The organism is Bacillus sp. EB106-07-01-XG149, assembly GCF_058791555.1.
Genome location: NZ_JBYTDP010000005.1, coordinates 285,976 through 312,802 on the forward strand (window position 1 = coordinate 285,976; position 26,827 = coordinate 312,802).

Sequence of the window (26,827 nt, forward strand, 5' to 3'; positions counted from 1 at the left end):
ATGTTAATAATCTAAGGGTAATTATATGAATAGAGGAGAATGTGAAATGATAAATAAATACGTAGTAGCTATTTCTTTCATGATTTTAGCGATTATTTCTTTAGCTATACATGCTTCAAACAGTAAAGTGGGAGCGAATGGATTCCTTGAAGAACCTTTCTTTTTCTTAGTACCGATAAGTTATGTATTGTTCTTGAGTGGTATTGTTGTATTACTATTTGGATTTATTACTTCAAAGCTGAAAAAAAGTAATAGATAAAATGAAGTTTAAGTAGTGAGGGAGTCATTAATCGGGACAAAACACTCACCATGAAATAGAAACATACTATATGGAAGAAAAATAATAAGTGAGCTGAATCATGATGAATCATTATTTTTATAGTGGTAGACAAGTGGGAGCAGCTATTACACTGGCAGGAGCACAGGGGACAATTCATGCTGTGAATCAAGCGATTCAAATGCAGCAGCAAGCATATTTTGCACAAATGATGCAAGGGCAGTATATGTCGTACTCACAGTCTCCGATGCAAATTGTACATTACGATGTGCATCCAGCGGGTTTATTCTCCATTCCATATGGCGGGACATACTTCTTATGAAAGAAAGCGACTGATAAGAGTCGCTTTCTTTTTTTATATTCCGCCTAGCTTCATTCCAAGGAATGCAAAAAGGATACCGATTATATAAGTAGCACTTAAATATATAAATAGTATGCAAAAGTTTTTACGATTGAAGAGCTGAATGGACTCTAGTTTAAATGTTGAAAATGTCGTGAAGGCACCCATAAATCCAGTACCTAATAATAATTGCCAACCTGTAGTGACGCCATTGCCAATTATATATCCGAGTAAAAACGCCCCTGTTATATTAATGAGAAATGTAGCAATTGGAAAGGAAGTTTTATTTCTTTTTTTAAACCAATTGCTAATTGCAAATCGTGTAATAGCACCGAAGAAACCTCCAGTTGCCACTAATAAAGCTTCCATCATAAGTGATCACCTTTCGTAAGATGTTTCTTAAGTAAGAAATCACCTAATGTATAGCCAAGACCAGACATAATGAGTCCACCAAGTATGCTGCATGATACATATAAGAAAGCCGTACTCCATTCAGAATGATTGATTAATTGCACAGTTTCTACACTAAATGTCGAAAACGTCGTAAAGGAACCGATGAATCCAGTTCCAATGCCTGTGATAATTTCTGAAGGCAAGATATTTCTTCGAGCGATATACGTAGTTAGCCACGCTAATAAGAAGCAGCCGGCTAAGTTAATAAGTAACGTAGCTAATGGAAATGAATGATGCCATGAAGTATGAATAGTAAGACCTAAATAATAACGAGAGAGGGCTCCTAATATACCGGCTATGCCAACGATAATATAAATCAATTTCTTCACCTCTTTAAATAGCTTGCTCAAAAAAATAGACTCCTACCAGTAGTTATACTGGTAGGAGTCATTAGCTAAGCAGCAGTTATGGCGAACTCCATCGCCTATAATTATTACATATAGTGTACTAAAAATTGCGTAGAATTTCCAGTGAAGAAGTGGAGCTGTTTTGTATGTATGTGATGCTTTAAGATAGGGAACTTCTGTTTATAAACTAAATATAGTGATATAAGGTTTTTGATGTGATAAAATGTTTCTTATGTCTGTCATTTGTTTTTAGTTAACTGAAAATAAAGAAAAGTAAAATTGGTAGTTTTAGAAAAGGAGTCGTTCGTTTGAAAAAATTATTAAAAATAGTACTTATATGTATTTTAGTAGGATTGGGAGTTGTAGGTGGTTTTTTAGCGTATATGACACTTACAAAAGAACAGCCGGCTAATGTTATAAGTTTGAAGGTGGAGAATAATAAGGAACGCGTGTTAGCGCTTGGAAATGAATTTAAAGTTACAACATTTAATATTGGCTATGCTGGATTAGATAAGGATCAAGACTTCTTTATGGATGGTGGAAAGAGATCTGGTTCAAGTAGTAAAGAGCAAACGGAAACGAATTTAAAGAATATGCTTTCGTTTTTACAAAATGAGAATAGTGATTTTACCTTATTACAAGAGGTTGATATAAAATCACTGCGATCTTTTGATGTAAATGGACATGAATTTTTGAAAAAAGGATTACCTGATTATGCTTCGTCGTTCGGAAAGAACTATGATACAAAATGGGTCCCTGTACCAATTACAAGTCCAATGGGATATGCGGAGGCTGGACTAAGTACGTTTTCTAAATATACAGTCCAAACAGCGCAGAGGTTCCAACTTCCTGGAATGGAGCCTTGGCCAAAGCGTTTGTTTGATTTAGATCGAGCGATTGTTGAGCATAAAATACCTGTTAATAATGGGAAGTTTGTGAGACTCGTAAATTTACATTTGTCTGCGTATGATGAAGGCGGGAAAATTAGAAAACAGCAAGTAGAGTTTTTAAAAGAATATATGAACAAGCATTATGAAAATGGTGATTACGTAATAATGGGCGGAGATTGGAATCAATTACTTTCGAACGCTCAGTTAAGTGATCCGAAGTTTGTGAAAGAGCGCCCAGAGTGGTTAGTAGAGTTACCAAAGGACTTTACTGATGGTGGCTTTAAGTGGGCTGTAGATCCGTCTGTTATGACGGTGAGAGATGATGTGAAGAAATATGTGGAGGGTGAAAACTTCGTCACGATTATTGATGGTTTTATCGTTTCACCGAATGTGGAAATTGTAAATGTACAAGGGAAAGATTTAAAGTTTGAAAATAGCGATCATAACCCAGTAAGTGCGGTATTTAAGCTGAAGTAATCGATATGTATAAGTAGAAGGTGGGGCTTCATATATGGAGTGGTTAAAGAGAACTTGTTTTTCTAACCTTGAGAAAGAATCACAGAAAAATCATTTATTGCTGTTCATTACGATTTGTAGTTTCTTTCTTGGAATAATCGCGATTGGGTATTACGGATATATTTTTACAGAGAGAGCAATAGCGTTTTGGGTTTGTGGTATTTCAGTTGTTGTATTTGGAACGCTTCTTACTTTTATAGAAAGCATGGAAGCGATGTATAAATATATCATGACATTTATGTTGCTTATTATGTCTTTCATTATGGTACAAGCTTTTAATGAAAGTCCGGCTGTATTTCAAATGGTCTACTTTACGCTAGCAGTTTCACTTATTTATTTAAGTGAACGTCTCGTTATCATTCTCGGCGGAGTGGCGGTTGTTATTACATTTATTCTTTGTAGTTATTGGCCGGAACAATTTTTTGCTTATACAGCGGCATCTGAAGCTGCAAACTTCGCAAGCTTGTTAGCGATCGTAACGATCGCGATGTGGGGCGTAACGAAGATTGGCTCTAATTTGTTAGCTCGTTTAAGTGATGAGAAGCAAGAAGTAATGAGGAAAGCTCAGGAGCTAGAAGAGACTCAAAGACTTATTGAGGAAACTGTTGTGAAACTAGATAGTAATTTCAATCATTTAAGACAAAATATGAATACATCGATGGAGTCGATGAGTGAAATTAATTTCGCTTTTGAAGAGGTGGCAGTTGGTACTCAATCACAATCAGAGATGATGCATCGTTCAGTAGAAGTATTGAATGATATGGAGGGGAATATTGAACAAATCATTTCGCAAGTAAGAAATGCATCGACTCGTGTTGATGAAAGTTTAGAGATTTCAAAGGGTAGTGTACATACTTTACGAAATTTTGAAGCGAATATGAGAAGTTTAAATGATGTTGTTTCACAATCAGGAATTATATTTAGAGATTTAATGATGCAGTCGAAGCAAATTAATGAAATTGTAGATGTAATAACGAATATCTCAAGTCAGACGAGTTTGCTAGCTTTAAATGCAAATATAGAAGCGGCAAGAGCAGGCGAGCATGGAAAAGGATTTGCTATTGTAGCGAATGAAGTATTAAAGCTTGCCGAAGAATCGAATCGTTCTGCGGGGAGAATTCAAGGTATTTTGAAGGAGTTTAGTAATCAAGCAAGTAAAGTGGAAGTGCAGGTAGAGAAATCAGAAAAAGTACAAGAAGAATGTAATGAAATGCTAGCAAGTGTTTTAACAAATGTAACGGATTTAGGGAAGTTTATTGATGCAATTAATGATGTAATGAGAGAGATTGTTGGTCATCAAGAAAACTTGCAGATTAAAACGACGAATATCGTAAAGGATGTTACACATGCTTCTAATGTAATTCAGCAAACTTCTGCGGCTACGGAAGAAGTGTTAGCAAGTGTGGAAGAAGAAAAACATCGAAATGATATATCGGTGAAGACGTTACATACTGTTAGCGAGCAAGTGAAGTTGCTAGAAAATATTTTAGAAAAGTAATATCTCTTAAAAAGGGCACACCGTGTGTGCTCTTTTTTCATTTAAATGAATACTTGATAGTAATTTAATTGCTTTTCTGCGCGTTTTCTGCCAAGCTTAAGGAGATAAACTGAGACTTTAATTAGTGGGGCTATACGCTACTGATTATTAGTTGAACCCCGCAAATAGCGGAATAAAATACTTCAAAGAAAGAATTATATAGGTGACGCATATGATCGAAGTTAAGACTTCTGAACTTAGTGATGGAGAATTTAATAGAGGGGTATTTGCAACTCGTGATATTAAAAAGGGTGAGTTGATTCACTCAGCACCAGTTATCTCTTATCCGAATGAACAGCATGAACACATTGAGAAAACGTTACTTGCTGACTACGCATTTGAGTATGGGGTAAATCATACGGCATTCCTTTTAGGATACGGCATGTTATTTAATCATGCATATAATCCGAATGCAACGTATGATATTGTCTTCGAGAATCATACGTTTAACTTCTTTGCTTACAAAGATATAAAAGCGGGAGAAGAGATTCTAATCAATTATAATGGTGAAGTTGATGACGATGAGCTATTATGGTTTGATAAGGAAAAAGAAGAGAACGAAAAGTAAATTATAATAAGTAATAAAAAAGATGCTTTTACCTATGTAAAAGCATCTTTTTTATTGATGAAAATAAAGTAAAGATTACAAAAAAATACCACTTTATTTTCGTGTGGTATAGTAAGATACTGAAGGATAGTGTTTTGAAAAAGTAATATATTTTACAAATTGTTGTCTTTCTGATGACATGTCAAGTTTAGTAGCCCATTTTGGTTGCTTTATTATGCAATATATATTTTAATATGAGTGGCACCTCTTATAAATTAAGAGGTTTATAGGTGTCTCGAATTGATTTTGGGTACACTGTATCCACCACTTTAGGTTCGTTCATGTATGTGGGGATATTATGGGCCCGTATAACGGGATAAAAAGAATATAGAAATAGAGGAATCGTAAAATGAATATGCAAGAGGTTTATGAATATTTAAGTACGGTATTGCCTGAAGGTCATGTGAAAAAAGATGAAATGTTAAAGAATCATACACATATTAAAGTTGGTGGAAAAGCAGATGTGTTCGTTGCGCCGACAAATTATGATGAAATTCAAGAAGTTATCAAATATGCTAACGAATATAATATTCCAGTTACGTTTTTAGGAAATGGATCGAATGTCATTATTAAAGATGGTGGAATTCGTGGGATTATAGTAAGTTTAATTCACATTACAGGTGTGACTGTAACAGGAACAACGATTGTAGCACAGTGTGGTGCAGCAATTATTGATGTATCACGTATTGCATTAGATCATAATTTAACGGGTCTTGAGTTTGCTTGTGGTATCCCAGGTTCAGTTGGTGGAGCGTTATATATGAATGCTGGTGCTTACGGCGGTGAAGTATCGTTTGTATTAACAGAAGCTGTCGTAATGACAGGTGATGGAGAGCTACGTACTTTAACGAAAGAAGCATTTGAATTTGGATATCGTAAGAGTGTATTTGCAAACAACCATTACATTATTCTTGAAGCGAGATTTGAGCTTCAAGAAGGTGTACGTGAAGAAATTAAAGAGAAAATGGATGATTTAACGTTTAAACGTGAATCAAAACAGCCTCTAGAATACCCTTCATGTGGTAGTGTATTTAAGCGCCCACCAAATAACTTTGCTGGTAAATTGATTCAAGAATCGGGCCTACAAGGTAAGCGAATTGGCGGAGTGGAAGTTTCTTTAAAACACGCTGGATTTATGGTGAATGTTGATAACGGAACAGCACAAGATTACATTGATTTAATTCACTTTGTACAAAAGACTGTTGAAGAGAAATTTGGCGTGAAGTTAGAGCGAGAAGTAAGGATTATTGGAGAAGATAAAGAGTAACGAAATACGTATGAAAATGTGAATTATTTTAAAATAACATTTGGGTATTGTTGACAAGTTGTTTTCAATTCAATATAATGGCTAATAATTTAACAAATAATATACGTTGAAAGAGCCCAGTAGCAGTTTGTCACTGTTAACGAGAGAGCTAGGGGTTGCTGGAACCTAGCACAAACAAACTTGCGAATTACACTCTGGAGTATCTTAGGTAATGCTAAGCGGATTGGCAATCGATATTATTGCTAAGAGTGGTATGAGTAGCTATGCTATTTATACAAACTGGGTGGTAACACGGTGAATAATCGTCCCTATGTCATAGACATAGGGACTTTTTGTTTTCAAAAAAATAGAGGGGATGACAAAAGATGAATATTATTGATGAATTAGAATGGCGCGGCGCTGTGAATCAACAGACTGATGAAGAAGGTTTACGTAAGCTAGTAGAAGAGAAAAAGATTTCACTATACTGCGGAGTTGATCCGACTGGTGATAGTATGCATATTGGACATTTGATTCCGTTTATGATGATGAAGAGATTCCAGTTAGCTGGCCATCATCCAGTTATTTTAATTGGTGGGGCAACAGGAACAATTGGTGATCCGAGCGGACGTCAATCAGAACGTCAACTTCAAACGTTAGAAGTAGTTCAGCATAATGTGGATGCGTTAACAGCGCAAATGAAAAAGCTATTTGATTTTGGTGGAAATAGCGAAGTGAAGATGGTAAATAACTACGACTGGACACATGAAATAAGCATTATCGAGTTTTTACGTGATTACGGGAAAAACTTTAGCATTAATAGCATGTTAGCGAAGGACATTGTAGCAAGTCGTTTAGATACAGGAATTTCTTTCACAGAATTTACGTACCAAATTTTGCAAGCGATGGACTTCCATCATTTATACACGAAAGAAGATGTTCAACTGCAAATTGGTGGTAGTGACCAATGGGGAAATATTACGAGTGGTTTAGATTTAATTCGTAAGTTAGAAGGGCACGAAGCGAAAGTATTTGGATTAACGATTCCGTTATTACTGAAATCAGATGGTACGAAGTTCGGTAAATCAGCAGGTGGTGCAGTTTGGCTTGATCCTGAAAAAACAACACCATTTGAATTTTACCAGTTCTGGGTGAATACAGATGACCGTGATGTAGTGAAATACTTGAAATACTTTACGTTCTTAACGAAAGAGCGCATCGATGAATTGGCAACGAAGGTAGAAACAGAGCCTCATAAACGTGAAGCGCAAAAAATATTAGCGGAAGAAATGACGAAATTCGTTCATGGAGAAGAGGCATTCCTGCAAGCTGTGAAAATTACAGCAGCGTTATTTAGCGGAGATATTAAATCGTTAACAGCTGATGAAATTGAACAAGGCTTTAAAGAGATGCCAACATTCCAGTCTTCAAAGGAGACGAAAAACATCGTAGAATGGCTAGTCGATTTAGGGATTGAACCATCTAGACGACAAGCACGTGAAGATATTAATAATGGAGCTATTTCGATGAATGGTGAAAAAGTAATGGATGTGGGTACAGATGTTACTGTAGAAAATTCATTTGATGGACGATTTATTATTATTCGTAAAGGGAAGAAGAACTACAGCTTAGTGAAATTGGGATAATAATTTTTGTGGAAGAGTGGAAGTAAGAAAGATGCTTTCACTCTTTTCATATACACAATTTCGACACAAAAAAGTCAGTATATTTAGATAATTGAAAAGGGTTATAGTAATTCTTTGCCGAATATAAGTAAGTAGAGAATATTACGGATAAAAATAGCCCGAACCATGCAGGGCATGATTCGGGTTTATATTCAGATTAGTAAGCTAAGCTGAATAGACCTTTAATGTGTGATAAGTAACGAACGTTACTTGCTTCTTTCATTAATGATGCTGGTAAGCCTTTAAGTGGAGTATTGCTTGCTCCAATTGTAGCAACAGCATCTTTACGTCCTAGACTAGCAAGTGTTCCAGAGTTAATAGGTGCGAACTCTTCGAAAGCTTTGCCTTCTAGTGCTGCGTATAAGTTGTATCCAATTAACTCACCCATTTGCCAAGCGATTTGTGCAGTTGGTGGGTATGGACGACCGTCTGGAGAGAAGACAACAGCGCTGTCTCCAGCAACGAATACGTCTTTGTGAGAAGTAGATTGTAGGTATGCATCAACTGTTGCACGGCCACGGTTTACTTCAAGGCCTGATTCACCGATTAATGGGTTACCTTGTACGCCGCCTGTCCAAACGAATGTGTTAGCAACAAGTTTTTGACCGTCTTTTAAGTCGATTTCATTGCCAGCAACGTTTGTTACAGGAAGACCTGTTAAGAATGTAACACCGCGTGCTTCTAGGCTAGTAGTTGCACGTTCGATTAAGTGGTCTGGTAATACTGGAAGGATTTTTGGACCTGCTTCAACAAGAAGAAGTTTAACTTCTTTTGGATTTACGCCGTGGCTTTTTGCAAGTTTAGGCATAATGTCAGCAAGCTCACCAACTAGCTCAACGCCAGTTAATCCGCCACCGCCGATTACAATTGTAGCATCAGCTTCGTTTTTCGTTTTCGCGTATTCACGAATACGGTCTTCAACGTGTTTGTAGATTTTGTTTGCATCAGCAGCAGATTTTAATACCATGCTGTTTTCTTCTAGTCCTGGAATACCGAAGTAAGCAGTTTTACTTCCTAAAGCAACTACAAGTGCATCGTAAGATAAAGTAGTGCCACCAGCTAGTTTAATTTCTTTGCTATCAACTGAGAATGACTCAACTGTTGCGATTTTAAGATCGATGTCTTTACCTTTGAAAAGCTTTGTAAGTGGCATTGCAATTGCTTGCTCAGCAACGTTACCAGCTGCAAGGCGGTGTAGTTCAGTGATGATTTGGTGTGTTGGGTATTGGTTAATCACTGTAACTTGTGCTTCTGATTTGCTGTAATATTTACGTACGTTTAAAGCGGCAAGAAGACCGCCATAACCAGCGCCTAAGATGACAATTTGTTTTGACATAGTATGATATCCCCCGTCTTTACTAATTGTTGTTATAAGTTAAATTATTTATTGTTACGTTCTGCACTAATTTGAAGGTATGCGTTCACAAAGCGGAACATTTTTTGTGCTTGTGGGTCTTTTAGTAATTTTAATAGACCGAACAGGCCGATAACTTCGTTGCTTTCGTCAGCACGATCTTTCGCTTCGATAGCAGTTGCAGCCATGCCTTTCACTGTATCTTTTACAGGTTCTACAAGCTCTGTGATTGCACTAACAGTGTCGCTTTTTAATACTTCATCAGTAGCAACAGTTTGAGCGAAGTCATAAGACTTAGTTAAAATATTAACAAGCTCAGTTAATTTTGGAAGCTGTTCTACTAGTGTTGTTAATGATTCTTGTACCTCAGGTTTTAACAACTGATCAAGTACATCAAGTTGTCCTTGGCTAGCAGAAATTTGTACAGTTTCTTGTTCTGGCTTTGTTTGAGTCATAGTTTCTGGCATCTCCAATTCTCCTTTACGATAGCAATACTCTTATTTTTGATAGGTAAGATAGTAAACGTTTGCGAAACTTTATACAAAGTTTCACAAAGCACAATAAAATGCCTTTAAATTTATGCCAGCAAGTAAGCTGAAATCATAAATCCAAAACCATAATGTCCTACCTATTATTTATGAACTGTCCGATACATGGCTTGTCCGCATAATGGAAAGTTCCTTTATCGGAAAGTGTATATAATATATATCCTATATTATATACTATATACACCTATGTTAACATAAAAATGATTCCTAATTATTTGATATTAAGCGTATAACGTAGTACTGACAAGGCGTGAAAGCGCATAAATTATTTTGATAAGGTAGGAAATGTACGTATATATAAATAAAAAAAGGAAAAAATGGACAAAGTTATGTTCATTTTTTCCTTTTTTTATTGTTCACCTTCTGTAATTAGCATCGATGTGTTACCGCTTTTTTCAAGGTGGCATTCGCCCCAAGTACAAAGAGAATCAAGAATGGATTCTAAAGACCAACCGTAGTCTGTAAGAGAATATTCTACTTTCGGTGGTACTTGATTGTATACCTTTCTTTGAATAACTCCGTCTTCTTCTAATTCGCGTAATTGCTGTGTTAACATCTTTTGTGTAATACCAGGCATGAGACGTTTTAATTCACTCGTTCTCTTTGTACCTTTCGTTAAGTGGCAAAGAATAACGACTTTCCATTTTCCGCCGATAACCTCTAAAGTCGCTTCAACGGGAATATTATATTTCTTCATATAAAAAATCTCCTTTGATGAATATAGATTTCAGTTCTCCAACAAAAGAAGCTAAATAATTTAAATGTTACTAAAAAGTACCTATAGCACTTTAAAGTACGTACTTTTTATCATGTTGAATATGTTCCATAATAGCATATGTAAGAGGGAAATGAGTAGTACGGTACTAAAAAGTGCCTATGTTACTTTTTGGTACCTATCGTACTTTAAAGTGCGTTCTTCAAAAAAAGAGTGAAGCCATTCATAATAGCATATATCAGCAGTAAAGTTATGTTTGTAGAAGATAAAAAGGCCTTTTTATCACACTATTATGATTGGATTTCTCGCATTAAGGAGGAGTTCAATTGAATTCATATACAGTATCTTCTTCGGCAGTACAGACGAATCGAAGAAGTATGTTTGCTTTATTAGCACTAGCAATTAGTGCGTTTGGAATTGGTACAACCGAATTTATTAGTGTCGGTTTATTACCATCTATTTCAGAGGATTTACATGTTTCTGTTACAACAGCGGGTTTAACCGTTTCTTTATATGCATTAGGAGTAGCGTTTGGTGCCCCAGTATTAACGTCGTTAACAGCTAGTATGTCGCGAAAGACGTTATTAATGTGGATTATGACTATTTTCATTATTGGTAATGGAATTGCGGCAGTGGCAACAAGTTTTACTGTGTTACTTATCGCGAGGGTTGTATCTGCGTTTGCGCATGGTGTTTTTATGTCGATAGGATCCACAATTGCGGCTGCGCTTGTACCAGAGAATAAACGTGCAAGTGCAATTGCATTTATGTTTACTGGTTTAACTGTTGCGACCATTACAGGTGTACCGATTGGAACATTTATCGGTCAACAATTTGGTTGGAGAGCATCGTTTATGGTAATTGTGGCAATTGGAATCGTTGCCTTAATCGCTAACAGTATGCTGATTCCGTCTAACTTGAAAAAAGGTACATCCGTATCATTTCGTGATCAATTCAAACTGATTACGAATGGAAGACTATTACTTGTATTTACTATTACTGCATTAGGGTACGGGGGGACATTCGTAACATTTACGTATTTATCTCCGCTATTACAAGAAGTAACAGGATTTAAATCAAGTACCGTTACAATTATTTTGTTAGTGTACGGAATTGCAATTGCGATTGGGAATATGGTTGGCGGAAAATTATCAAATCATAATCCGATTCGAGCATTATTTTACATGTTCTTTATTCAAGCGATTGTATTATTTGTTTTAACATTTACAGCACCATTTAAAGTCGCTGGACTCATCACAATTATTTTTATGGGACTATTTGCGTTTATGAATGTTCCAGGGCTACAAGTGTATGTCGTTATCTTGGCTGAGAGATTTGTTCCAAGTGCTGTTGATGTGGCATCAGCGATTAACATTGCAGCATTTAACGCAGGAATTGCTCTTGGTGCTTACTTGGGCGGTATTGTAACGAACTCGTTAGGGTTAATTCATACGGCCTGGGTAGGAGGCATTATGGTAGTAGGTGCTGTTATTTTAACAGCGTGGAGTATGACATTAGAAAAAAGAGATCAAGTGAAGTAAGGGAGAGAAAATATAATGAAAAATTTACAAAGTACAACAACATTGCATAACGGTGTAGAAATGCCTTGGTTCGGTTTAGGTGTATTTAAAGTAGAAGATGGACCAGAACTTGTAGAAGCAGTAAAATCGGCGATTAAAGCAGGATACCGCAGTATCGATACAGCTGCGATTTATGGAAACGAGAAAGCTGTAGGAGAAGGAATTCGCGCTGGTATAAAAGAAGCAGGGATTTCTCGAGAAGATTTATTTATTACTTCAAAAGTGTGGAATGCAGATCAAGGATATGAAACGACACTTGCTGCATATGAAGAGAGCTTAAAAAAATTAGAGCTAGATTATTTAGATTTATATCTTGTTCATTGGCCTGTAGAAGGGAAATACAAAGATACGTGGAGAGCATTAGAAACACTTTATAAAGAAGAACGCGTACGTGCAATTGGCGTAAGTAACTTCCAAGTTCATCACTTACAAGATGTAATGAAAGATGCGGAAATCAAGCCAATGATTAACCAAGTAGAATACCACCCTCGTTTGACACAAAAAGAATTACAAGCTTTCTGTAAAGAACAAGGTATTCAAATGGAAGCATGGTCACCATTAATGCAAGGTCAATTATTAGATAACGAAACATTACAAGCAATTGCTGAGAAACACGGTAAAACGACAGCTCAAGTTATTTTACGTTGGGATCTTCAAAATGGAGTAATCACAATTCCGAAATCAACGAAAGAACACCGTATCATTGCAAACGCTGATGTGTTTAACTTTGAATTAACGAAAGAAGATATGGAGAAAATCGATGCGTTAAATGAAAATCATCGTGTTGGTCCAGATCCTGATAACTTTGATTTCTAAACTTATAGTGGAGAGAAAGAGTGCAAACAGTTTGCACTCTTTTTTGTTTTGTTTATGCATAAAAAAAGTTTCTAACTAAATAATAAACAGAAGAAAATTTGTTATTTCATAAGGGGTTGTAAACATGAATATAAAAAGATCTTTCAAGCTAATGGCCGCTTTTTTGAGTGTTTTATTTGTATTTGCGAACTTATTATTTCCACTTCAACAAGCATTCGCGGAAGTTATGGATCATACAAAGTATGAAATGGATTGGAGTTATAGTAGGTCAAAGAAGAAACCAATTCGAACAGAGCTTATTAAAACGGCAGATGGTAAAATTGCCTTTTGCTTAAATGTAGATTTGAAATCTCCAAGCGGTCAAGATTTACCGGAAATGGGGAAAGTGGATATTAATGTGTATCGTGTACTATTAAATGGATATCCACAAAAGAGCCCACAAGAATTAGGTGTTTCTGATTGGAGAGAAGCGCATTATGCAACGCAGCTTGCAGTATGGAATGCATTAAAACAAATCGATATTAATGATTTAGATTTTCGAAATAAAAATGTAGAAAAGGTAACGAAAGATATCGTTGCAAAGGCAAGCGCTAGTGAAGAATTACAAGAAATTACGATGAGTGTCGTGCCGTCAGAAGAGCAACAAGCAGTGTTGAAAAATGATTTCTTTGAAACAGGTTTATATACAGTAGAAACAAATGCGAAAAGCGGAACGTATAAAGTGCAAGCAACAGGTGCACCAGAAGGCGCGAAATTTGTAAATGAAAAGGGCGAAGCAAAAACGGAATTCAATGTAGGAGAAAAGTTCCGCATCTTAATTCCGAAACAAACACCAGCTGGTGGGTTTAGTTTTAAAGTATCAGGGAATTTAACGAAATTACAAGGAATTGCGCATAAAGGCACACCAACAATTCAAAATGCGGTTGTATTACTTGAGCGTAGTGAGGAAAAAACAAGTCCGGAGTTAGCGGTAAGTTGGAAAACAACAAATGGTCATGATAATAATAAACCACACACTCCAAATGAACCGCATAAACCGAATCAAAAGAGATAAAGAAAAAGCATTGGCGTTTGCCAGTGCTTTTTTATATGAATGATAAAATTATATTAGGAAAATTAAATGTGGGATGAAATTACTGTTTATACAGTTTAAACTCTATTTAGAAATAATATAAATATATTAAAATTCAAACGTTACAATTAATAGATTATATTCACGGAATTGTAACATTATTCCGATTGAAAAGGCTATCAAACCGTGTAGAAAGCGTGTAAAATTCAGTTGGAAAAACTACCTATAGATGGTCATATATGAAGGAAATGTAAGTTCCTATTGTTATTTGTATTTATACATGTATAGATGACAAGACTAAAAATCTTTTACTATTCTCTTTTTATGTAGACAGAGAACTCGTCACAAGTAGAGGGAAGTGAGGAGGATACAGTACATAAAAATTTTTACAATGTAATAAAGCGAATACATTGAAAGGAATGCGGTAGTAAATGATGTAGGTGTGCGAGGTGTTAGTCTATTCGTTAAATGTTTTTATAAAAATAATAGGATTATTTATTAAATGAATATATAGGATAGTTTCTCTAAATAAAGGAACAGGGGATACAGATTATGTCGAAGAAACAGAGTAGTAGGGTATTAGTGGCTGGAATATGTATATCTACATTATTATCGCCAGTAGCTTTTGAAGCATCGAAAGGATATGCGGCGCCTTTGGAAGATGTTAAAGGTGGGAGTTTGGAAGAGAACAAATTTGAGCAAAGGACGTTTCATTTGCCTGGAAAAGGGGATTTAGAAGCGGAAACAAACCGTTTAAAAGTAAGTTTTCATCTTTCTGCTAATGAACCAACTGGAATTTATGCAAAGGAAAATGAAGAGATTGCAATTGAAATAAAAGGAACGCAGTCTATTCAAGCTTTTATTGGAACAAGATCATATGATGAAAAAGAACCTGAAAAGTTTGATTTAAAACCGGGAAAAAATGTTATTTCATCGCCGAATGGTGGTATTTTATATTTTTATAATATGAATAAAGAAGGGGAAGTAATAGCTTCTGTTACGAATGGTGGTAGCCATTTTCCTTTGTTTATTTTAGGTAAGCATACGAAAAAAGATTTTGATGAAATGTTGAAGAAATATAAGGATCCTTATGCAGTTGAATTAAAAGGTGAGAGAAGTTTAATTACTGCGAGTTATAATGCTGTTCAAGATCATATGAACGGTACAGATCCAACAAAGCTAATGAAATTACACGATAAGATTATTCGTCTGGAAAATGCAGTAGCAGGATTATCTGAGGACGGTATTGGAGTCGCGAAATCTCCAAATCATTACGTTCAGTTTGTTGAAGAACGGAAGCCTGATGAAGATGATTATATGTTCGCAACAGATTATCGTACAGCATATATCCCAAAAGTAATGAATAGAGTATTGGATTTAGAAGTACTTGAAAAGGATGGTTGGGGACCATGGCATGAAGTTGGACATTTACATCAACAAAGGCCTTGGGACTGGGATGCTGTTGGGGAAGTAACAGTTAACATTTATTCTTTAGCAGTACAAAAAGCATTAGGGAATAAACTAGACATGGGGGATCATTATAAAAAATCATTTGAGTATTTAGAAAGACCTATAGAAGAAAGAATAATTGATAAGTTCGATCCGCTTACAATGTTTTGGCAATTAAATGTAGTGTATGGAGAACATTTTTATCCTACATTGCATCAAGCTTATCGTTTGTTATCTGAAGAGGAAATGCCTACTTCTGATGAAGAGAAAAAGCAAATGTTTATTTATATGACATCAAAAGTGGCGGGGCAAAATTTAGTTCCTTTCTTTGAGGAGTGGGGATTAACTCCAAATGATGAGACTAGAGAAAAAATAGAGAAATTAAATTTACCTAAATTAGAAAAAGAAATATGGAAAGCAACAGATAGTAACGATATTCGTGAAAAACAAGTTACGCCATATGAAGTTCCATATGGTGAAGCATTTAATGTGGAGCAAGACCTTGTAGTAGGTACGGATTTTGATGAGAATTTAGCAAGTCAACTGGTTCAAAATCTAGGTGAGAATGTAAAAGTAACAGGTAAGATTATTTGGCCTAGATTAGAGAATGGAAAACAGGAAGTATTAGTAGAAATTGGAGACGAGAAAGGGAATAAAAATTTAATTCCTGTTCCAATGAATGCTCGTTATGGGGATACTATGGTAATTAAAGGTTTTGGTGATGAAGTGAATTCTGTTATAGCACTTCTTCATAATGAAAAGAAAATTGATGTTGTTTTCGAGGGTAATGCATTGCATCAGCGATTTAAAAATGAAAAATATGTAGAGATTACAGTATACGATAAAGAAGGTAATGAAAAGAAAAATATTTCTGTAGAGGGACAAGAAAGTTCAAAAAAAATTGCTGCGCAATTGAAGGAGTTTGAATTCCAATATGGGGACGTCGTGAGAGTATTTCATGCGGAACCGGATCGTTTTAGTTGGTATCAAAACGACAAACTGGTAAATCCAGCAGAGAATAAAAAAGAAAAGTTTTTCAAAATTACTCCGCAAGGATTTGAATTAAAAGACGGTTTGCAAGAAGTAAAAGCTGTGCCACAAAAAGTAGTAATCGGAACAAATAGCGAAGCATTAGATGCGAAGAAGTTTGTTGAAGTAAAAGATGGAGAAGTAATTGGTTTTGTAGAGAAACCAATTACAACGAAACTAGGTGAACAAAAAGTAAAAGTAGAAACGAAAGACCGTTTTGGAAATAAGCAAGTAACGGAAGTACCTGTAGAAGTGATTTATGGAGATAGCATTGCTTATATAGGATATAACAATGAAATCGCATCAGTTGTAACATTAAAGCATAAAGAGAAGAAATTACATGCGACTGAAATGGATGAACAAATTCATGAGTATTTTAACAAAGAACAATATATAGGAATTACGTTATATGATCAAAACGGAACTGAGAAAAAACATGTAACAGCAGAAGGACAAGAAACTTCAAAGAATTTTGCTGAACAAGTGAATGGACTGCAATATGAATATGGGGACGTTGTGAAAGTATTTCATGCAGAACCAGACCGTTTGAAATGGTATCAAAATAATAACTTTGCTGGTCAAGGTGAGAAAGAGGGAGTAAAAGAACTATTCTTCAAAGTGACAGAAAAAGGTTTTGAGAGAATGGATATGTTGCAAGAAGTAAAAGCGGTTCCACAAAAAGTAGTAATCGGAACAAATAGCGAAATGTTAGACGCGAAGAAATTTGTGGAAGTAAAAGGTGGAGAAGTAGTAGGGTTTGTAGAAAAACCAGACACAACGAAAATCGGTGAACAACAAGTAAAAGTAGAAACGAAGGATATGTTTGGAAATAAGAAAGTGACAGAAGTTCCTCTAACAGTAACATATGGAGATAGCCTACTTGTATATGGATTAAGTTATGGTGCCGACGATATGAAATCAATTGTAACTTTGCATCATGATACGAAAAAACTGAGTGCGACAGATACAAAGAACCTAATTCATGATTACTTTAAAGATGAAAAGTATTTTGAATTCACATTGTACGATAAAGAAGGAACAGTGAAGAAAAATATAGCGGTAAAAGGTTTAGAGAATACGCAAGAATTTGCTAAGGAAGTAAATGGACTTGCATTTGAGTATGGCGATGTAGTGAAAGCATATCATGCGGAATCTTCTCGTTTACATTGGTATCAAAAAGATGTATATGTGGGCGAAGGAAAAAGTAAAGAGATAAAGGAATTAGTCTTCAAAATCACTGAAAATGGATTTGAAAGATTAGACGGTGAGCAAACAGTAAAAGCAAATCCGCAGCAAGTAGTAATCGGAACAAATAGCGAAACGCTAGATGCGAAGAAATTTGTTGAAGTACAGGGTGGAGAAGTAGTAGGTTTTGTAGGGAAACTAGATACGACAAAAATTGGTCAGCAAACAGTGAAAATAGAAACGAAAGATCGATTTGGAAATAAGAAAGTGACGGAAGTTCCTGTAGAAGTGACATATGGGGATAGTCTAGTCTATCAAGGTGTGTCCGATGTTACACGTTCTATTATTACGTTAAATCATGATGAAAAGAAGTTACATGCAACATTTACGAATGATGTGATTCATTATCGTTTTGTGAACGAAGAGTATATAGGCTTTGCGATTTATGATCAAAATGGGAATAAGAAAAAGCATATATCAGCGGAAGGGCAAGAAACTTCAAAGAATTTTGCGGAACAGGTAAATGTTACTTCATTTGAGTATGGTGATGTAGTAAAAGTGTATCATGCAGAACCAAGTCGTCTGAAATGGTATAAAAAGAATGAGTTAGCAGAACAAGTGGCTTCAACAGAAGTTGAATTTAAAATCACTCAAAGTGGATTAGAGCTAGTAAAGAAAACATTGTAATAAAAAATGCGCGTAGATGTTGGGTCTACGCGCATTTTTGTATTATTCAGCTTCAGAAACAACTGTGAAGCGTTCGTTTAGGTGTTTCGGATTTTCGATTTCATCAAGTGCTGCAACTGCGAAGTCTTCGTAACTTACGTAGCTATCACCTTTTGCGTTAACAAGAAGGTTGTCTTTGCCAGCTGTATAAGAGCCTGTGCGTTTTCCTAATGCAAATAGTGCAGAAGGGCTGATGAATGTCCAAGTAATATCGTTAGTTTGTTGCAGAATTTCTAAGTTTTTTCCTTGGTTTTGAGCTGTTGCAAGGTATTCATTTGGGAAACCTGGCGTATCAAATACACGCGTTGTTTTCTCTTCGTCTACAAATAAGCTTCCAGCGCCGCCAACTACAAGTAATTTTGTGTTAGGTGCACCTTTCATAGCTTCAATTAGTACGTTTCCTGCATCTACGTGAAGATGTTCTTCTCCTGCTGGAGCGCCGAATGCATTTACAACTACGTCAAATGCTTGTAGGTCATTGGATGTAAGAGAGAAAACATCTTTCTCTAAAACCTTTACGTTTTTTTCTGTAATTTTCGCGGCGTTTCTTACGATTGCAGTTACTTCATGTCCGCGATCTAATGCTTCTTTTAAAATACGACTTCCTGCTTTACCAGTTGCTCCGATGATTCCGATTTTCATAATAAATCCCTCCAAAGTGTTTTGTTAAAGTGTATATCTGAAAGTAAATGAATTTGTTGTAATAAGGTTTGTTACAACCTGATGTAATCATTATAGTTACAGGATGTTGTTTTTGTCAATGGGGTAGTTTGTAGATTTACTTTTTGTTTAGTATGCACAGTTAGAGGAAGGAGAGTCGTAAAGATATTGTTACTTCGTGTCTGGCTAATATTTGGAAAATGCAAATTGTCGAAAAATGTTGATTTTTAAATGTTTTTTAAATATAATTCGTTTTATGGAGAAAAGGAGGGGTTAATTGTATGAATATTTTAGAGCAATTTGTTTCATCAACGAATACAATTCTTTGGTCATATATTCTTATTGCAATGTTAATTGGTTTAGGTCTTTATTTTTCTATTAAATTGAAATTCGTACAAATTACTCATTTAGGGGAAATGGTTCGACTAATGAGTGATGGATTAACTGGAAAGACGCGTAAAAAAGGTAGTGTATCTTCTTTCCAAGCGTTCTGTATGAGTTCAGCAGCTCGTATTGGAATCGGGAACTTAGCGGGCGTAGCGTTAGCTATTTCTATGGGAGGACCTGGAGCAGTATTTTGGATGTGGGTTATTGCAATTGTCGGAGCGTCTTCAAGTTTCGTGGAAAGTACGCTTGCACAAATTTATAAAATAAAAGATGGCAGTGGCTTCCGTGGTGGTCCTGCTTATTATATGGAAAAAGGTTTAAATAAACGTTGGATGGGAATTTGGTTCTCTATCCTTATTACAATTAGTTACGGATTAATTTTCAACTCCGTACAAGCAAATACAGTTACATTAGCATTTAAAAACGCTTTTGGTATTGAGCGTTACGTTGTTGGGATTGTATTAGCAGTATTAGTTGCGGTTATTATTTTTGGTGGCGTGAAAAGTATCGCGCGTATGTCTGAAATGATCGTTCCGCCAATGGCACTTATTTATATTGCAGTAGCAATTTTCGTTGTTATTAAAAATTATTATTTAATACCGGACATGTTTACAGAAATCTTTAAAGGTGCATTCGGTTTAGATTCAGCTGTAGGTGGCGGTATTGGTGCTGCGATGAAATATGGTATTCAGCGTGGATTATTTGCGAATGAAGCAGGTATGGGTAGTGCGCCGAACGCGGCAGCAACAGCGGATGTAACACATCCAGCGAAACAAGGATTTATTCAAACAATTGGAGTATTAGTAGATACATTTTTAGTATGTACATCAACAGCATTTATCGTACTATGTTCTGGTGCATATAAAGCAACAAATTTAGAAGGTATTGAATTAACGCAAGTTGCGTTAAGTTCACAAATTGGTTCGTGGGCAAGTAGCTTCTTGGCGATTATTATTTTCTTATTCGCTTTCAGTTCACTTCTAGGAAACTACTATTATGGTGAAACGAACATTGAATTCATTAAACAAAGTAAAACTTGGTTAACGATTTACCGTATTGCGGTAGTGGGAATGGTATTATTTGGTTCTGTTGCGACGCTTCAAGTTGTATGGAATATGGCGGATTTATTTATGGGACTAATGGTAATCACAAACTTAATTGCGATTACACTTCTTGGACGATTTGCATACGCTGCATTGGCGGACTATGTAAGGCAAAAGAAACAAGGGAAAGATCCAGTCTTCAGTGCAGATTCTATTCCTGGTTTAACGAATACAGAGTGTTGGGATAAGCCGACGGTAACGGATAAAGAAAAAGCAGTGTAATGAAAAGGTGAGCATCGAGATAAATTCGATGCTCGCCTTTTTTGTTGTAGTAAATGATGAAAAGGGTGAGAGGTAATTAGTAATATAATTTTTGTTTGTTCATTCCTCTCGTTATTTGTAGAGAACGCACTGTCTTAAAAGTATGACCGGTCGAATGGGATGAGTGATTGAGTATTGGATAAATGCACGTACTGGTTATATTTTTACGTAAAAAAACATATATGTTAAGAAGTTTAACGCACCCATGTTATAAAACCTAACATAAAGTTCTTGATTACTAAAAGTTTTTAGAATATAATTTTCTTATTGTTAGGAAGAGGGGGTAATGCAATTATGGATTTTTTAGCTAAGGTAATTGGGGATGTAAATAATGTCCTTTGGTCATATGTCATTATTGCGATGTTAATTGGGTTAGGGCTTTACTTTTCATTTCGTGTGAAATTTGTCCAAGTTCGTTACTTCGGTGAAATGATTCGTTTGCTTGGGGATGGGGCAAGTTCGAAAACGAGGAAAGCTCAAAAAGAGAAGAGCGGTGTATCATCGTTCCAGGCTTTTTGTATGAGTACAGCATCTCGTGTAGGTACTGGTAACTTAGCTGGTGTAGCTATCGCAATCTCAGCAGGTGGACCAGGAGCGGTATTTTGGATGTGGTTAATTGCGGTAATTGGGGGTGCTTCTGCATTTGTAGAGAGCACATTAGCGCAAATTTATAAAGTAAAAGATGGGAATGCATTCCGTGGTGGTCCAGCGTATTATATGGAAAAGGGTTTAAAGAAACGCTGGCTAGGAGTTGTCTTCTCTGTTCTAATAACAGTTAGTTTCGGATTAATTTTCAACGCCGTGCAGTCAAACACAGTAGCGGCGGCTTTTGATGGAGCATTTAACACAGATGGTAAGTTTGTAGGTCTGTTTATGGCTGGTTTACTTGCAATCATTATCTTCGGCGGAGTAAAACGTATTGCACGTGCGGTTGAAATGATTGTTCCAGTAATGGCAATTATATATGTAGCAGTGGCATTATTCGTTGTTGTAACAAACATTACGGCAATTCCGTATGTATTTAAAGAAATTTTCTTACATGCTTTCGGAATTAAAGAAGTAGTAGGTGGGGGATTAGGAGCTGCGATTTTACTAGGGGTAAAACGTGGATTATTCTCAAATGAAGCAGGTATGGGTAGTGCGCCGAACGCAGCTGCGACTGCAAACGTAACGCACCCAGTTAAACAAGGTTTCATTCAAACTTTAGGGGTATTTACAGATACATTATTAATTTGTAGTTGTACAGCATTTATCATTTTATTATCAGATGTGCCTGGAGCGGCTGATTTAAACGGAATTCAATTAACGCAACAAGCATTAAGTCAACATATCGGACCGTGGGCTTCTATATTTGTAGCAGTTGCAATCTTCTTGTTTGCATTTAGTTCATTAGTAGGTAACTACTACTATGGTGAAACGAATATTGAATTCTTAAATGGAAGTAAAGTGTTATTAAATGCATACCGCATTGCTGTACTTGGTATGGTTGTTTTAGGATCTGTAGCAACAATTCAAATCGTTTGGGATTTAGCAGATTTATTTATGGGGATTATGGCTGTTATTAACTTAGTGGCGATCGTATTTCTTTCTAAGTATGCTTTCGCGGCATTATCAGATTACGTTAAGCAAAAGAAACAAGGAAAAGATCCAGTATTCTATGCGGAGTCTATTCCAGGTTTGAACAATACAGAGTGCTGGGATAAGCCAGCAGTAGCTGATAAAGAAAAAGCAGTATAATGAGGTGAGCATCAAGTGAAACTTGATGCTCATTTTTTTGTTTTATCCTGCTATTTGTGAACAGTAAAACTCTCGATTGATACGGGCTAATAATCAGTGGGGATGATATTGATTAAAGTTTCGCTATATAATGTAAAAGACGAACATTCATGAACGTTTTATAATAAAATGTAATTTTTTTAAGAAAAGTGCGGATATGAGTTGTGATTTGTGTTAGAATGGAAAATGCCTTTGAAACAAGAGATTTTATGATCTTTCCTATCCGATTGAAGGTTTTAGAGGAGAAATGGAAAGTTCGGATTATTTCTTATTTTGAATGGTCAGACGTTCAACGTTAATGAAGAGTTAAATGGAGGATTTTATTAATGAAGTTTGTTATGTTTCTTGTAGGATTGCTCGTTGTATTCGTACTCGGTTTTCTTATAAGTGCCGATCGAAAGAAGATTAAGTATAAACCAATCGCAATTATGCTTGTTATTCAGCTAGCGTTAAGTTATTTCTTATTAAATACGCAAGTTGGTTATATTTTAGTAAAAGGAATTTCAGATGGATTTGGCGCGCTTCTTGGATATGCGGAAGCTGGAATCGTTTTCGTATTTGGCGGTCTTGTTAATAAAGGAGAGGTTTCATTCTTCTTAACGGCGTTATTACCAATCGTATTCTTTGCCGTTTTAATTGGAATTCTGCAACACTTTAAAATTTTACCGATATTTATTCGTGCTATTGGTACTGCGCTAAGTAAAGTAAATGGTCTAGGAAAACTAGAATCATATAACGCAGTAGCAGCTGCCATTGTTGGGCAAGCGGAAGTATTTATTACAGTGAAAGATCAATTAAGTAAAATCCCAAAACATCGTTTATATACATTATGTGCATCTTCCATGTCGACAGTATCAATGTCAATCGTAGGTTCTTATATGAAAATGATCGAACCGAAATATGTAGTAACAGCACTTGTATTAAATTTATTTAGTGGTTTCATTATTATTCATATTATTAACCCGTACGATATTACAGAAGAAGAAGATACACTGAAATTAGAAAATAAGAAAAAACAGTCATTCTTTGAAATGCTAAGTGAATATATTATGCTTGGTTTCACAATCGCGATTACAGTAGCGGCAATGTTACTTGGTTTCGTAGCATTAATTACAGCAATTAATAGCTTGTTTGATTCAATGTTCGGTATTACATTCCAAGCTATTTTAGGATACATTTTCTCACCATTAGCATTCGTAATGGGTATCCCGCAAGCAGAGATGGTAACAGCTGGACAAATTATGGCAACAAAATTAGTATCAAATGAGTTTGTTGCGATGCTGGATCTTGGAAAAGTAGCTGGTGATTTATCAGCTCGTACAGTGGGTATTCTTTCTGTATTCCTTGTATCATTTGCGAACTTCTCATCAATCGGAATTATCGCAGGTGCAACGAAAGGTATCGATGAAAACCAATCAAATGTTGTATCATCATTCGGTCTACGCCTTGTGTACGGTGCGACATTAGTAAGTATTCTATCAGCGATTATCGTTGGTGTTATGTTATAAAAAAAAGGATGGCTCTAGCTCATAGCTAGGGCTATTTTTTTTATGGTAAATTTGCATGAAAAAACCAATTAACTAGGAATATATTAACATATAAAAATCTTTTAAAATTTATATTGCATTTCGCCTAGATAACGCTTACAATTTGATTTGTAGGTGGTATCAATTTCAGACTTTCAAGTATGGTAGGAGAGAAGAAGCTACCTTTTATAAATTGCAATTTATGTAAACGCTTACTGATTTTAGAAAACAGTTGAATAATATTTAGGGGTTTTAAATTTTTTTAACATCAATGGTCAGACGTCATTCGTTATACGTTATACGACCGATAATTCGTGGGAGAAGTGGAGGATTCACATATGAAGATCGTAATGTTTCTAGTCGGTTTACTTGTAGTATTTGTACTAGGGTTCCTTATCAGTTCAGATCGTAAGAAAATTAAATATAAACCAATTGCACTTATGCTTGTCATTCAATTGGTACTTGCGTATTTCTTACTAAATACAAAGGTCGGATTTGTATTAGTAAAAGGGATTGCAGATGGGTTTGGAGCTATTTTAAAATTTGCGGAAGCAGGGGTTAATTTCGTATTTGGTGGTCTAGCAAATGATGGACAAGCACCATTCTTCTTAACAGTATTATTACCAATTATTTTCTTAGCAGTATTAATCGGGATCTTACAACACATTAAAGTATTACCAATTATCATTCGTGCAGTCGGTTTCCTATTAAGTAAAATTAACGGCTTAGGAAAACTAGAATCATATAATGCAGTAGCAGCTGCAATCGTTGGTCAAGGTGAAGTATTCATTACAGTAAAAGATCAACTAAGCAAATTACCGAAAAATCGTTTATACACACTTTGTGCATCTTCCATGTCAACAGTATCGATGTCAATCGTCGGTTCTTACATGAAAATGATTGATCCAAAATATGTAGTAACAGCACTTGTATTAAACTTATTTAGTGGATTCATTATCGTTCATATTATTAATCCATATGAAGTGAAAGAAGAAGACGATATTTTAGAATTACAAGAAGATAAAAAACAAACATTCTTTGAAATGTTAGGCGAATATATTATGCTTGGTTTCTCTATCGCTGTAACAGTAGCGGCGATGTTAATCGGTTTCGTAGCATTAATTACAGCAATTAACGGTGTATTCGATTCAATTTTTGGAATCACATTCCAAAGCATTTTAGGATATGTCTTCTCACCATTAGCATTCGTAATGGGTATTCCAACATCAGAGATGCTAACGGCAGGACAAATTATGGCAACGAAATTAGTAACGAACGAATTCGTTGCAATGCTTGACCTTGGAAAAGTAGCTGGTGATTTATCAGCTCGTACAGTAGGTATTTTATCTATCTTCCTTGTATCATTTGCAAATTTCTCATCAATCGGAATTATCGCAGGTGCAACGAAGAGTATCGATGGCAAACAAGCAAACGTTGTATCTTCATTCGGATTAAAACTTGTATACGGTGCAACGTTAGTAAGTATATTATCAGCGATTATCGTTGGGGTTATGCTTTAATAAATTAAGAGAAGCAATGAGCGTAGGCTCATTGCTTTTTTATTTAACTTGCTCTATCTAAGTCTCTTTTAAATTGTGGTTTCTCCAAATAAGTTCCAAGCCTCCATATATACTCAACAGGACCCATTCGATATTTTCGCAGCCAATATGTGCTAACAAATAATTGAATTGTATAGATTCCAATCGTTAAAAGAATACCGAAGAAATATCCTATTTTACCGAATAAGCCAAAGCCGTATGCGTAAAAAATTGTTGTTGTGATAATAGACTGGGCTAAGTAATTACTAACCGACATTTTTCCCATATTGGCCATATATGTTAGTAGACGGGTTGCTTTTTTGTAATGGAATAATAAAATAATTGTGCTTCCGTAAAAGAAGGTCATGGTTACTGGTGTAAGGCCGTCCTGTAACATAAGTAAAATAGGATGTTTAATGAACATAGCTGAAGTTTTGATTGTAAAAGAGAAAATACAAGTAAGAATCCAGACCTTTTTGACAGCAGAGATATGCTTATCAATCTCAAATAACCATCCTTTTTTCCTACGTACATACCGATTAAGAAGAGTGGAGATAGGAAAATGAGTGTGAAAAGTGTTATAAAGGTTAATCCGAAGAAACCGTCAATGCCTATATATTCGAAAGGATTTTCAGTTAACCTAAAGTTGACATGATCCATATAGCTTCCAGTCTCATGGACTTTATGTTCTTTTTCAATATAAGGAGCAAAATCAGTAACATTTGTATTTGGGTCAGTTGAATAAGTCATAAGTGTAAGGAGTGCGAGTAGAATAGTTGCCCAAATTAATAATGTTTTTGGCTTTCTGTTTATAAACATCAGTAAGAAAATCCCGATGAGGCCATATGAGAATAAAATATCCCCGGACCAAATGAGCACGCCGTGAATAAAACCTAGTAGTAAAAGAATAAGAATACGACGTAAATATGTAGGGGAAAACTTTTTTCCTTTTGCGACAATGCTTTTTTGTAACAAAATAATGCTAAGACCAAATAAAAAAGAGAATAAAGAAATGAAATTTTGTGTGCCAAAAAATTGAATAAACCAATTAGCACCTTTATCGAGTCCGCCAAATATATAGGATGGTTTTTCATTAGCGAAGAACCCGAATTGAATTAATGTTATATTAACAAGTAAAATACCAAATAAAGCAAAACCACGCATTGCATCAACAACTTCTACACGTTGATTCATTTTTTCTCTC

Annotated in this window: 21 protein-coding genes, 1 pseudogene, 1 riboswitch and 1 other annotated feature; of the genes and pseudogenes, 15 read left to right on the forward strand and 7 right to left on the reverse strand. The window is 35.5% G+C overall.

Translation table 11 applies throughout. The features are described from left to right. Positions 1-25: 25 nt before the first annotated feature. Both AC3WTA_RS21175 and AC3WTA_RS21180 read left to right on the forward strand, forming a co-directional pair. A complete protein-coding gene (locus AC3WTA_RS21175) occupies positions 26-259 on the forward strand; it encodes a DUF3955 domain-containing protein (protein WP_078183282.1) in 234 nt (77 codons plus the stop codon). A 100-nt stretch (positions 260-359) separates the two neighbouring features. Next, positions 360-599 (forward strand): DUF3947 family protein, encoded by a 240-nt coding sequence (locus AC3WTA_RS21180; RefSeq protein ID WP_000980965.1) that lies wholly within the window; start codon positions 360-362, stop codon positions 597-599. Between the two features lie 33 nt (positions 600-632). On the opposite strand, the gene crcB (AC3WTA_RS21185) is transcribed toward AC3WTA_RS21180, so the two are convergent. Together crcB (AC3WTA_RS21185) and crcB (AC3WTA_RS21190) are read right to left on the reverse strand one after the other, a co-directional pair. After that, a complete protein-coding gene (crcB, locus tag AC3WTA_RS21185) occupies positions 633-989 on the reverse strand; it encodes a fluoride efflux transporter CrcB (protein WP_000969608.1) in 357 nt (118 codons plus the stop codon). After that, positions 986-1,390, reverse strand: coding sequence for a fluoride efflux transporter CrcB (gene crcB, locus AC3WTA_RS21190; RefSeq protein ID WP_033659220.1), 405 nt, complete (start codon positions 1,388-1,390; stop codon positions 986-988). The genes crcB (AC3WTA_RS21185) and crcB (AC3WTA_RS21190) overlap by 4 nt, the downstream gene beginning before the upstream one ends. A 54-nt stretch (positions 1,391-1,444) precedes the next feature. After that, positions 1,445-1,504, reverse strand: a riboswitch (Fluoride riboswitch). A gap of 221 nt (positions 1,505-1,725) precedes the next feature. On the opposite strand from crcB (AC3WTA_RS21190), the gene AC3WTA_RS21195 reads away from it, so the two are divergent. The 5 genes from AC3WTA_RS21195 (at position 1,726) to tyrS (ending at position 7,859) form a co-directional block, all read left to right on the forward strand. Then, positions 1,726-2,784: an endonuclease/exonuclease/phosphatase family protein gene (locus AC3WTA_RS21195; RefSeq protein WP_000734839.1), complete on the forward strand. Its 1,059-nt coding sequence runs from the start codon at positions 1,726-1,728 to the stop codon at positions 2,782-2,784. 34 nt (positions 2,785-2,818) lie between these two features. Further along, a complete protein-coding gene (locus AC3WTA_RS21200; RefSeq protein ID WP_000455090.1) occupies positions 2,819-4,321 on the forward strand; it encodes a DUF4077 domain-containing protein in 1,503 nt (500 codons plus the stop codon). A 211-nt stretch (positions 4,322-4,532) separates the two neighbouring features. Then, a complete protein-coding gene (locus AC3WTA_RS21205) occupies positions 4,533-4,928 on the forward strand; it encodes an SET domain-containing protein (protein WP_000573650.1) in 396 nt (131 codons plus the stop codon). Positions 4,929-5,316: 388 nt separating this feature from the next. After that, on the forward strand, positions 5,317-6,234 hold the full coding sequence (gene murB, locus AC3WTA_RS21210) for a UDP-N-acetylmuramate dehydrogenase (protein WP_001057082.1): 918 nt from the start codon (positions 5,317-5,319) through the stop codon (positions 6,232-6,234). A 97-nt stretch (positions 6,235-6,331) separates the two neighbouring features. Then, positions 6,332-6,547, forward strand: a binding site (T-box leader). Positions 6,548-6,599: 52 nt separating this feature from the next. Next, positions 6,600-7,859 carry a tyrosine--tRNA ligase gene (tyrS, locus tag AC3WTA_RS21215; protein WP_001021119.1) on the forward strand — a complete coding sequence of 420 codons (1,260 nt, stop codon included), beginning with the start codon at positions 6,600-6,602 and terminating at the stop codon, positions 7,857-7,859. Between the two features lie 196 nt (positions 7,860-8,055). On the opposite strand, the gene AC3WTA_RS21220 is transcribed toward tyrS, so the two are convergent. From AC3WTA_RS21220 to AC3WTA_RS21230, 3 genes are all read right to left on the reverse strand, one after another. Further along, positions 8,056-9,234 carry an NAD(P)/FAD-dependent oxidoreductase gene (locus tag AC3WTA_RS21220; RefSeq protein WP_000043195.1) on the reverse strand — a complete coding sequence of 393 codons (1,179 nt, stop codon included), beginning with the start codon at positions 9,232-9,234 and terminating at the stop codon, positions 8,056-8,058. A gap of 44 nt (positions 9,235-9,278) precedes the next feature. After that, a complete protein-coding gene (locus AC3WTA_RS21225) occupies positions 9,279-9,719 on the reverse strand; it encodes a DUF1641 domain-containing protein (RefSeq protein ID WP_001115312.1) in 441 nt (146 codons plus the stop codon). Between the two features lie 430 nt (positions 9,720-10,149). Beyond that, on the reverse strand, positions 10,150-10,497 hold the full coding sequence (locus AC3WTA_RS21230) for a winged helix-turn-helix transcriptional regulator (RefSeq protein ID WP_000760478.1): 348 nt from the start codon (positions 10,495-10,497) through the stop codon (positions 10,150-10,152). 395 nt (positions 10,498-10,892) lie between these two features. Between AC3WTA_RS21230 and AC3WTA_RS21235 the strand changes: the two genes are divergently transcribed. The 4 genes from AC3WTA_RS21235 (at position 10,893) to AC3WTA_RS21250 (ending at position 18,333) form a co-directional block, all read left to right on the forward strand. Then, the gene (locus AC3WTA_RS21235) at positions 10,893-12,056 is read left to right on the forward strand and encodes an MFS transporter (protein ID WP_164083082.1); all 1,164 of its coding nucleotides are present in this window, start codon (positions 10,893-10,895) and stop codon (positions 12,054-12,056) included. A gap of 15 nt (positions 12,057-12,071) precedes the next feature. Beyond that, positions 12,072-12,911, forward strand: coding sequence for an aldo/keto reductase (locus AC3WTA_RS21240; protein WP_000793574.1), 840 nt, complete (start codon positions 12,072-12,074; stop codon positions 12,909-12,911). Positions 12,912-13,035: 124 nt separating this feature from the next. Then, entirely contained in the window at positions 13,036-13,965 is a 930-nt protein-coding gene (locus tag AC3WTA_RS21245) for a thioester domain-containing protein (RefSeq protein ID WP_001022616.1), read from the forward strand. Positions 13,966-14,535: 570 nt separating this feature from the next. Continuing rightward, positions 14,536-18,333 carry a putative mucin/carbohydrate-binding domain-containing protein gene (locus AC3WTA_RS21250; protein ID WP_098116335.1) on the forward strand — a complete coding sequence of 1,266 codons (3,798 nt, stop codon included), beginning with the start codon at positions 14,536-14,538 and terminating at the stop codon, positions 18,331-18,333. A 42-nt stretch (positions 18,334-18,375) separates the two neighbouring features. Here the strand turns inward: AC3WTA_RS21250 and AC3WTA_RS21255 are convergent, their stop codons facing one another. Continuing rightward, entirely contained in the window at positions 18,376-19,014 is a 639-nt protein-coding gene (locus tag AC3WTA_RS21255; RefSeq protein WP_000689918.1) for an NAD(P)-dependent oxidoreductase, read from the reverse strand. 299 nt (positions 19,015-19,313) lie between these two features. On the opposite strand from AC3WTA_RS21255, the gene AC3WTA_RS21260 reads away from it, so the two are divergent. The 4 genes from AC3WTA_RS21260 to AC3WTA_RS21275 all read left to right on the forward strand — a co-directional run bounded on the left by AC3WTA_RS21260 (position 19,314) and on the right by AC3WTA_RS21275 (position 25,605). Further along, positions 19,314-20,744, forward strand: coding sequence for an alanine/glycine:cation symporter family protein (locus AC3WTA_RS21260; protein WP_001022949.1), 1,431 nt, complete (start codon positions 19,314-19,316; stop codon positions 20,742-20,744). A 333-nt stretch (positions 20,745-21,077) separates the two neighbouring features. Further along, complete coding sequence (locus AC3WTA_RS21265; RefSeq protein WP_000346403.1) at positions 21,078-22,520, forward strand: alanine/glycine:cation symporter family protein; 1,443 nt, start codon at positions 21,078-21,080, stop codon at positions 22,518-22,520. Between the two features lie 365 nt (positions 22,521-22,885). Next, positions 22,886-24,067, forward strand: a complete 1,182-nt coding sequence (locus AC3WTA_RS21270) for a NupC/NupG family nucleoside CNT transporter (protein ID WP_000673848.1) — start codon at positions 22,886-22,888, stop codon at positions 24,065-24,067. A gap of 356 nt (positions 24,068-24,423) precedes the next feature. Further along, a complete protein-coding gene (locus AC3WTA_RS21275) occupies positions 24,424-25,605 on the forward strand; it encodes a NupC/NupG family nucleoside CNT transporter (protein ID WP_000706847.1) in 1,182 nt (393 codons plus the stop codon). A 43-nt stretch (positions 25,606-25,648) separates the two neighbouring features. Here AC3WTA_RS21275 and AC3WTA_RS21280 read toward each other — a convergent pair. Next, positions 25,649-26,817: pseudogene (locus AC3WTA_RS21280) on the reverse strand (DUF418 domain-containing protein). Positions 26,818-26,827: the final 10 nt, after the last annotated feature.

What these genes read in the sequence shown, in the direction of transcription:
- AC3WTA_RS21175 (WP_078183282.1), top strand. Translation starts at nt 26, where the DNA reads ATGAATAGAGGAGAATGTGAAATGATAAATAAATACGTAGTAGCTATT.
- AC3WTA_RS21180 (WP_000980965.1), top strand. Translation starts at nt 360, where the DNA reads ATGATGAATCATTATTTTTATAGTGGTAGACAAGTGGGAGCAGCTATT.
- crcB (WP_000969608.1), bottom strand. Translation starts at nt 989, where the DNA reads ATGATGGAAGCTTTATTAGTGGCAACTGGAGGTTTCTTCGGTGCTATT.
- AC3WTA_RS21200 (WP_000455090.1), top strand. Translation starts at nt 2,819, where the DNA reads ATGGAGTGGTTAAAGAGAACTTGTTTTTCTAACCTTGAGAAAGAATCA.
- AC3WTA_RS21205 (WP_000573650.1), top strand. Translation starts at nt 4,533, where the DNA reads ATGATCGAAGTTAAGACTTCTGAACTTAGTGATGGAGAATTTAATAGA.
- murB (WP_001057082.1), top strand. Translation starts at nt 5,317, where the DNA reads ATGAATATGCAAGAGGTTTATGAATATTTAAGTACGGTATTGCCTGAA.
- tyrS (WP_001021119.1), top strand. Translation starts at nt 6,600, where the DNA reads ATGAATATTATTGATGAATTAGAATGGCGCGGCGCTGTGAATCAACAG.
- AC3WTA_RS21220 (WP_000043195.1), bottom strand. Translation starts at nt 9,234, where the DNA reads ATGTCAAAACAAATTGTCATCTTAGGCGCTGGTTATGGCGGTCTTCTT.
- AC3WTA_RS21225 (WP_001115312.1), bottom strand. Translation starts at nt 9,719, where the DNA reads ATGCCAGAAACTATGACTCAAACAAAGCCAGAACAAGAAACTGTACAA.
- AC3WTA_RS21230 (WP_000760478.1), bottom strand. Translation starts at nt 10,497, where the DNA reads ATGAAGAAATATAATATTCCCGTTGAAGCGACTTTAGAGGTTATCGGC.
- AC3WTA_RS21235 (WP_164083082.1), top strand. Translation starts at nt 10,893, where the DNA reads ATGTTTGCTTTATTAGCACTAGCAATTAGTGCGTTTGGAATTGGTACA.
- AC3WTA_RS21240 (WP_000793574.1), top strand. Translation starts at nt 12,072, where the DNA reads ATGAAAAATTTACAAAGTACAACAACATTGCATAACGGTGTAGAAATG.
- AC3WTA_RS21245 (WP_001022616.1), top strand. Translation starts at nt 13,036, where the DNA reads ATGAATATAAAAAGATCTTTCAAGCTAATGGCCGCTTTTTTGAGTGTT.
- AC3WTA_RS21250 (WP_098116335.1), top strand. Translation starts at nt 14,536, where the DNA reads ATGTCGAAGAAACAGAGTAGTAGGGTATTAGTGGCTGGAATATGTATA.
- AC3WTA_RS21255 (WP_000689918.1), bottom strand. Translation starts at nt 19,014, where the DNA reads ATGAAAATCGGAATCATCGGAGCAACTGGTAAAGCAGGAAGTCGTATT.
- AC3WTA_RS21260 (WP_001022949.1), top strand. Translation starts at nt 19,314, where the DNA reads ATGAATATTTTAGAGCAATTTGTTTCATCAACGAATACAATTCTTTGG.
- AC3WTA_RS21265 (WP_000346403.1), top strand. Translation starts at nt 21,078, where the DNA reads ATGGATTTTTTAGCTAAGGTAATTGGGGATGTAAATAATGTCCTTTGG.
- AC3WTA_RS21270 (WP_000673848.1), top strand. Translation starts at nt 22,886, where the DNA reads ATGAAGTTTGTTATGTTTCTTGTAGGATTGCTCGTTGTATTCGTACTC.
- AC3WTA_RS21275 (WP_000706847.1), top strand. Translation starts at nt 24,424, where the DNA reads ATGAAGATCGTAATGTTTCTAGTCGGTTTACTTGTAGTATTTGTACTA.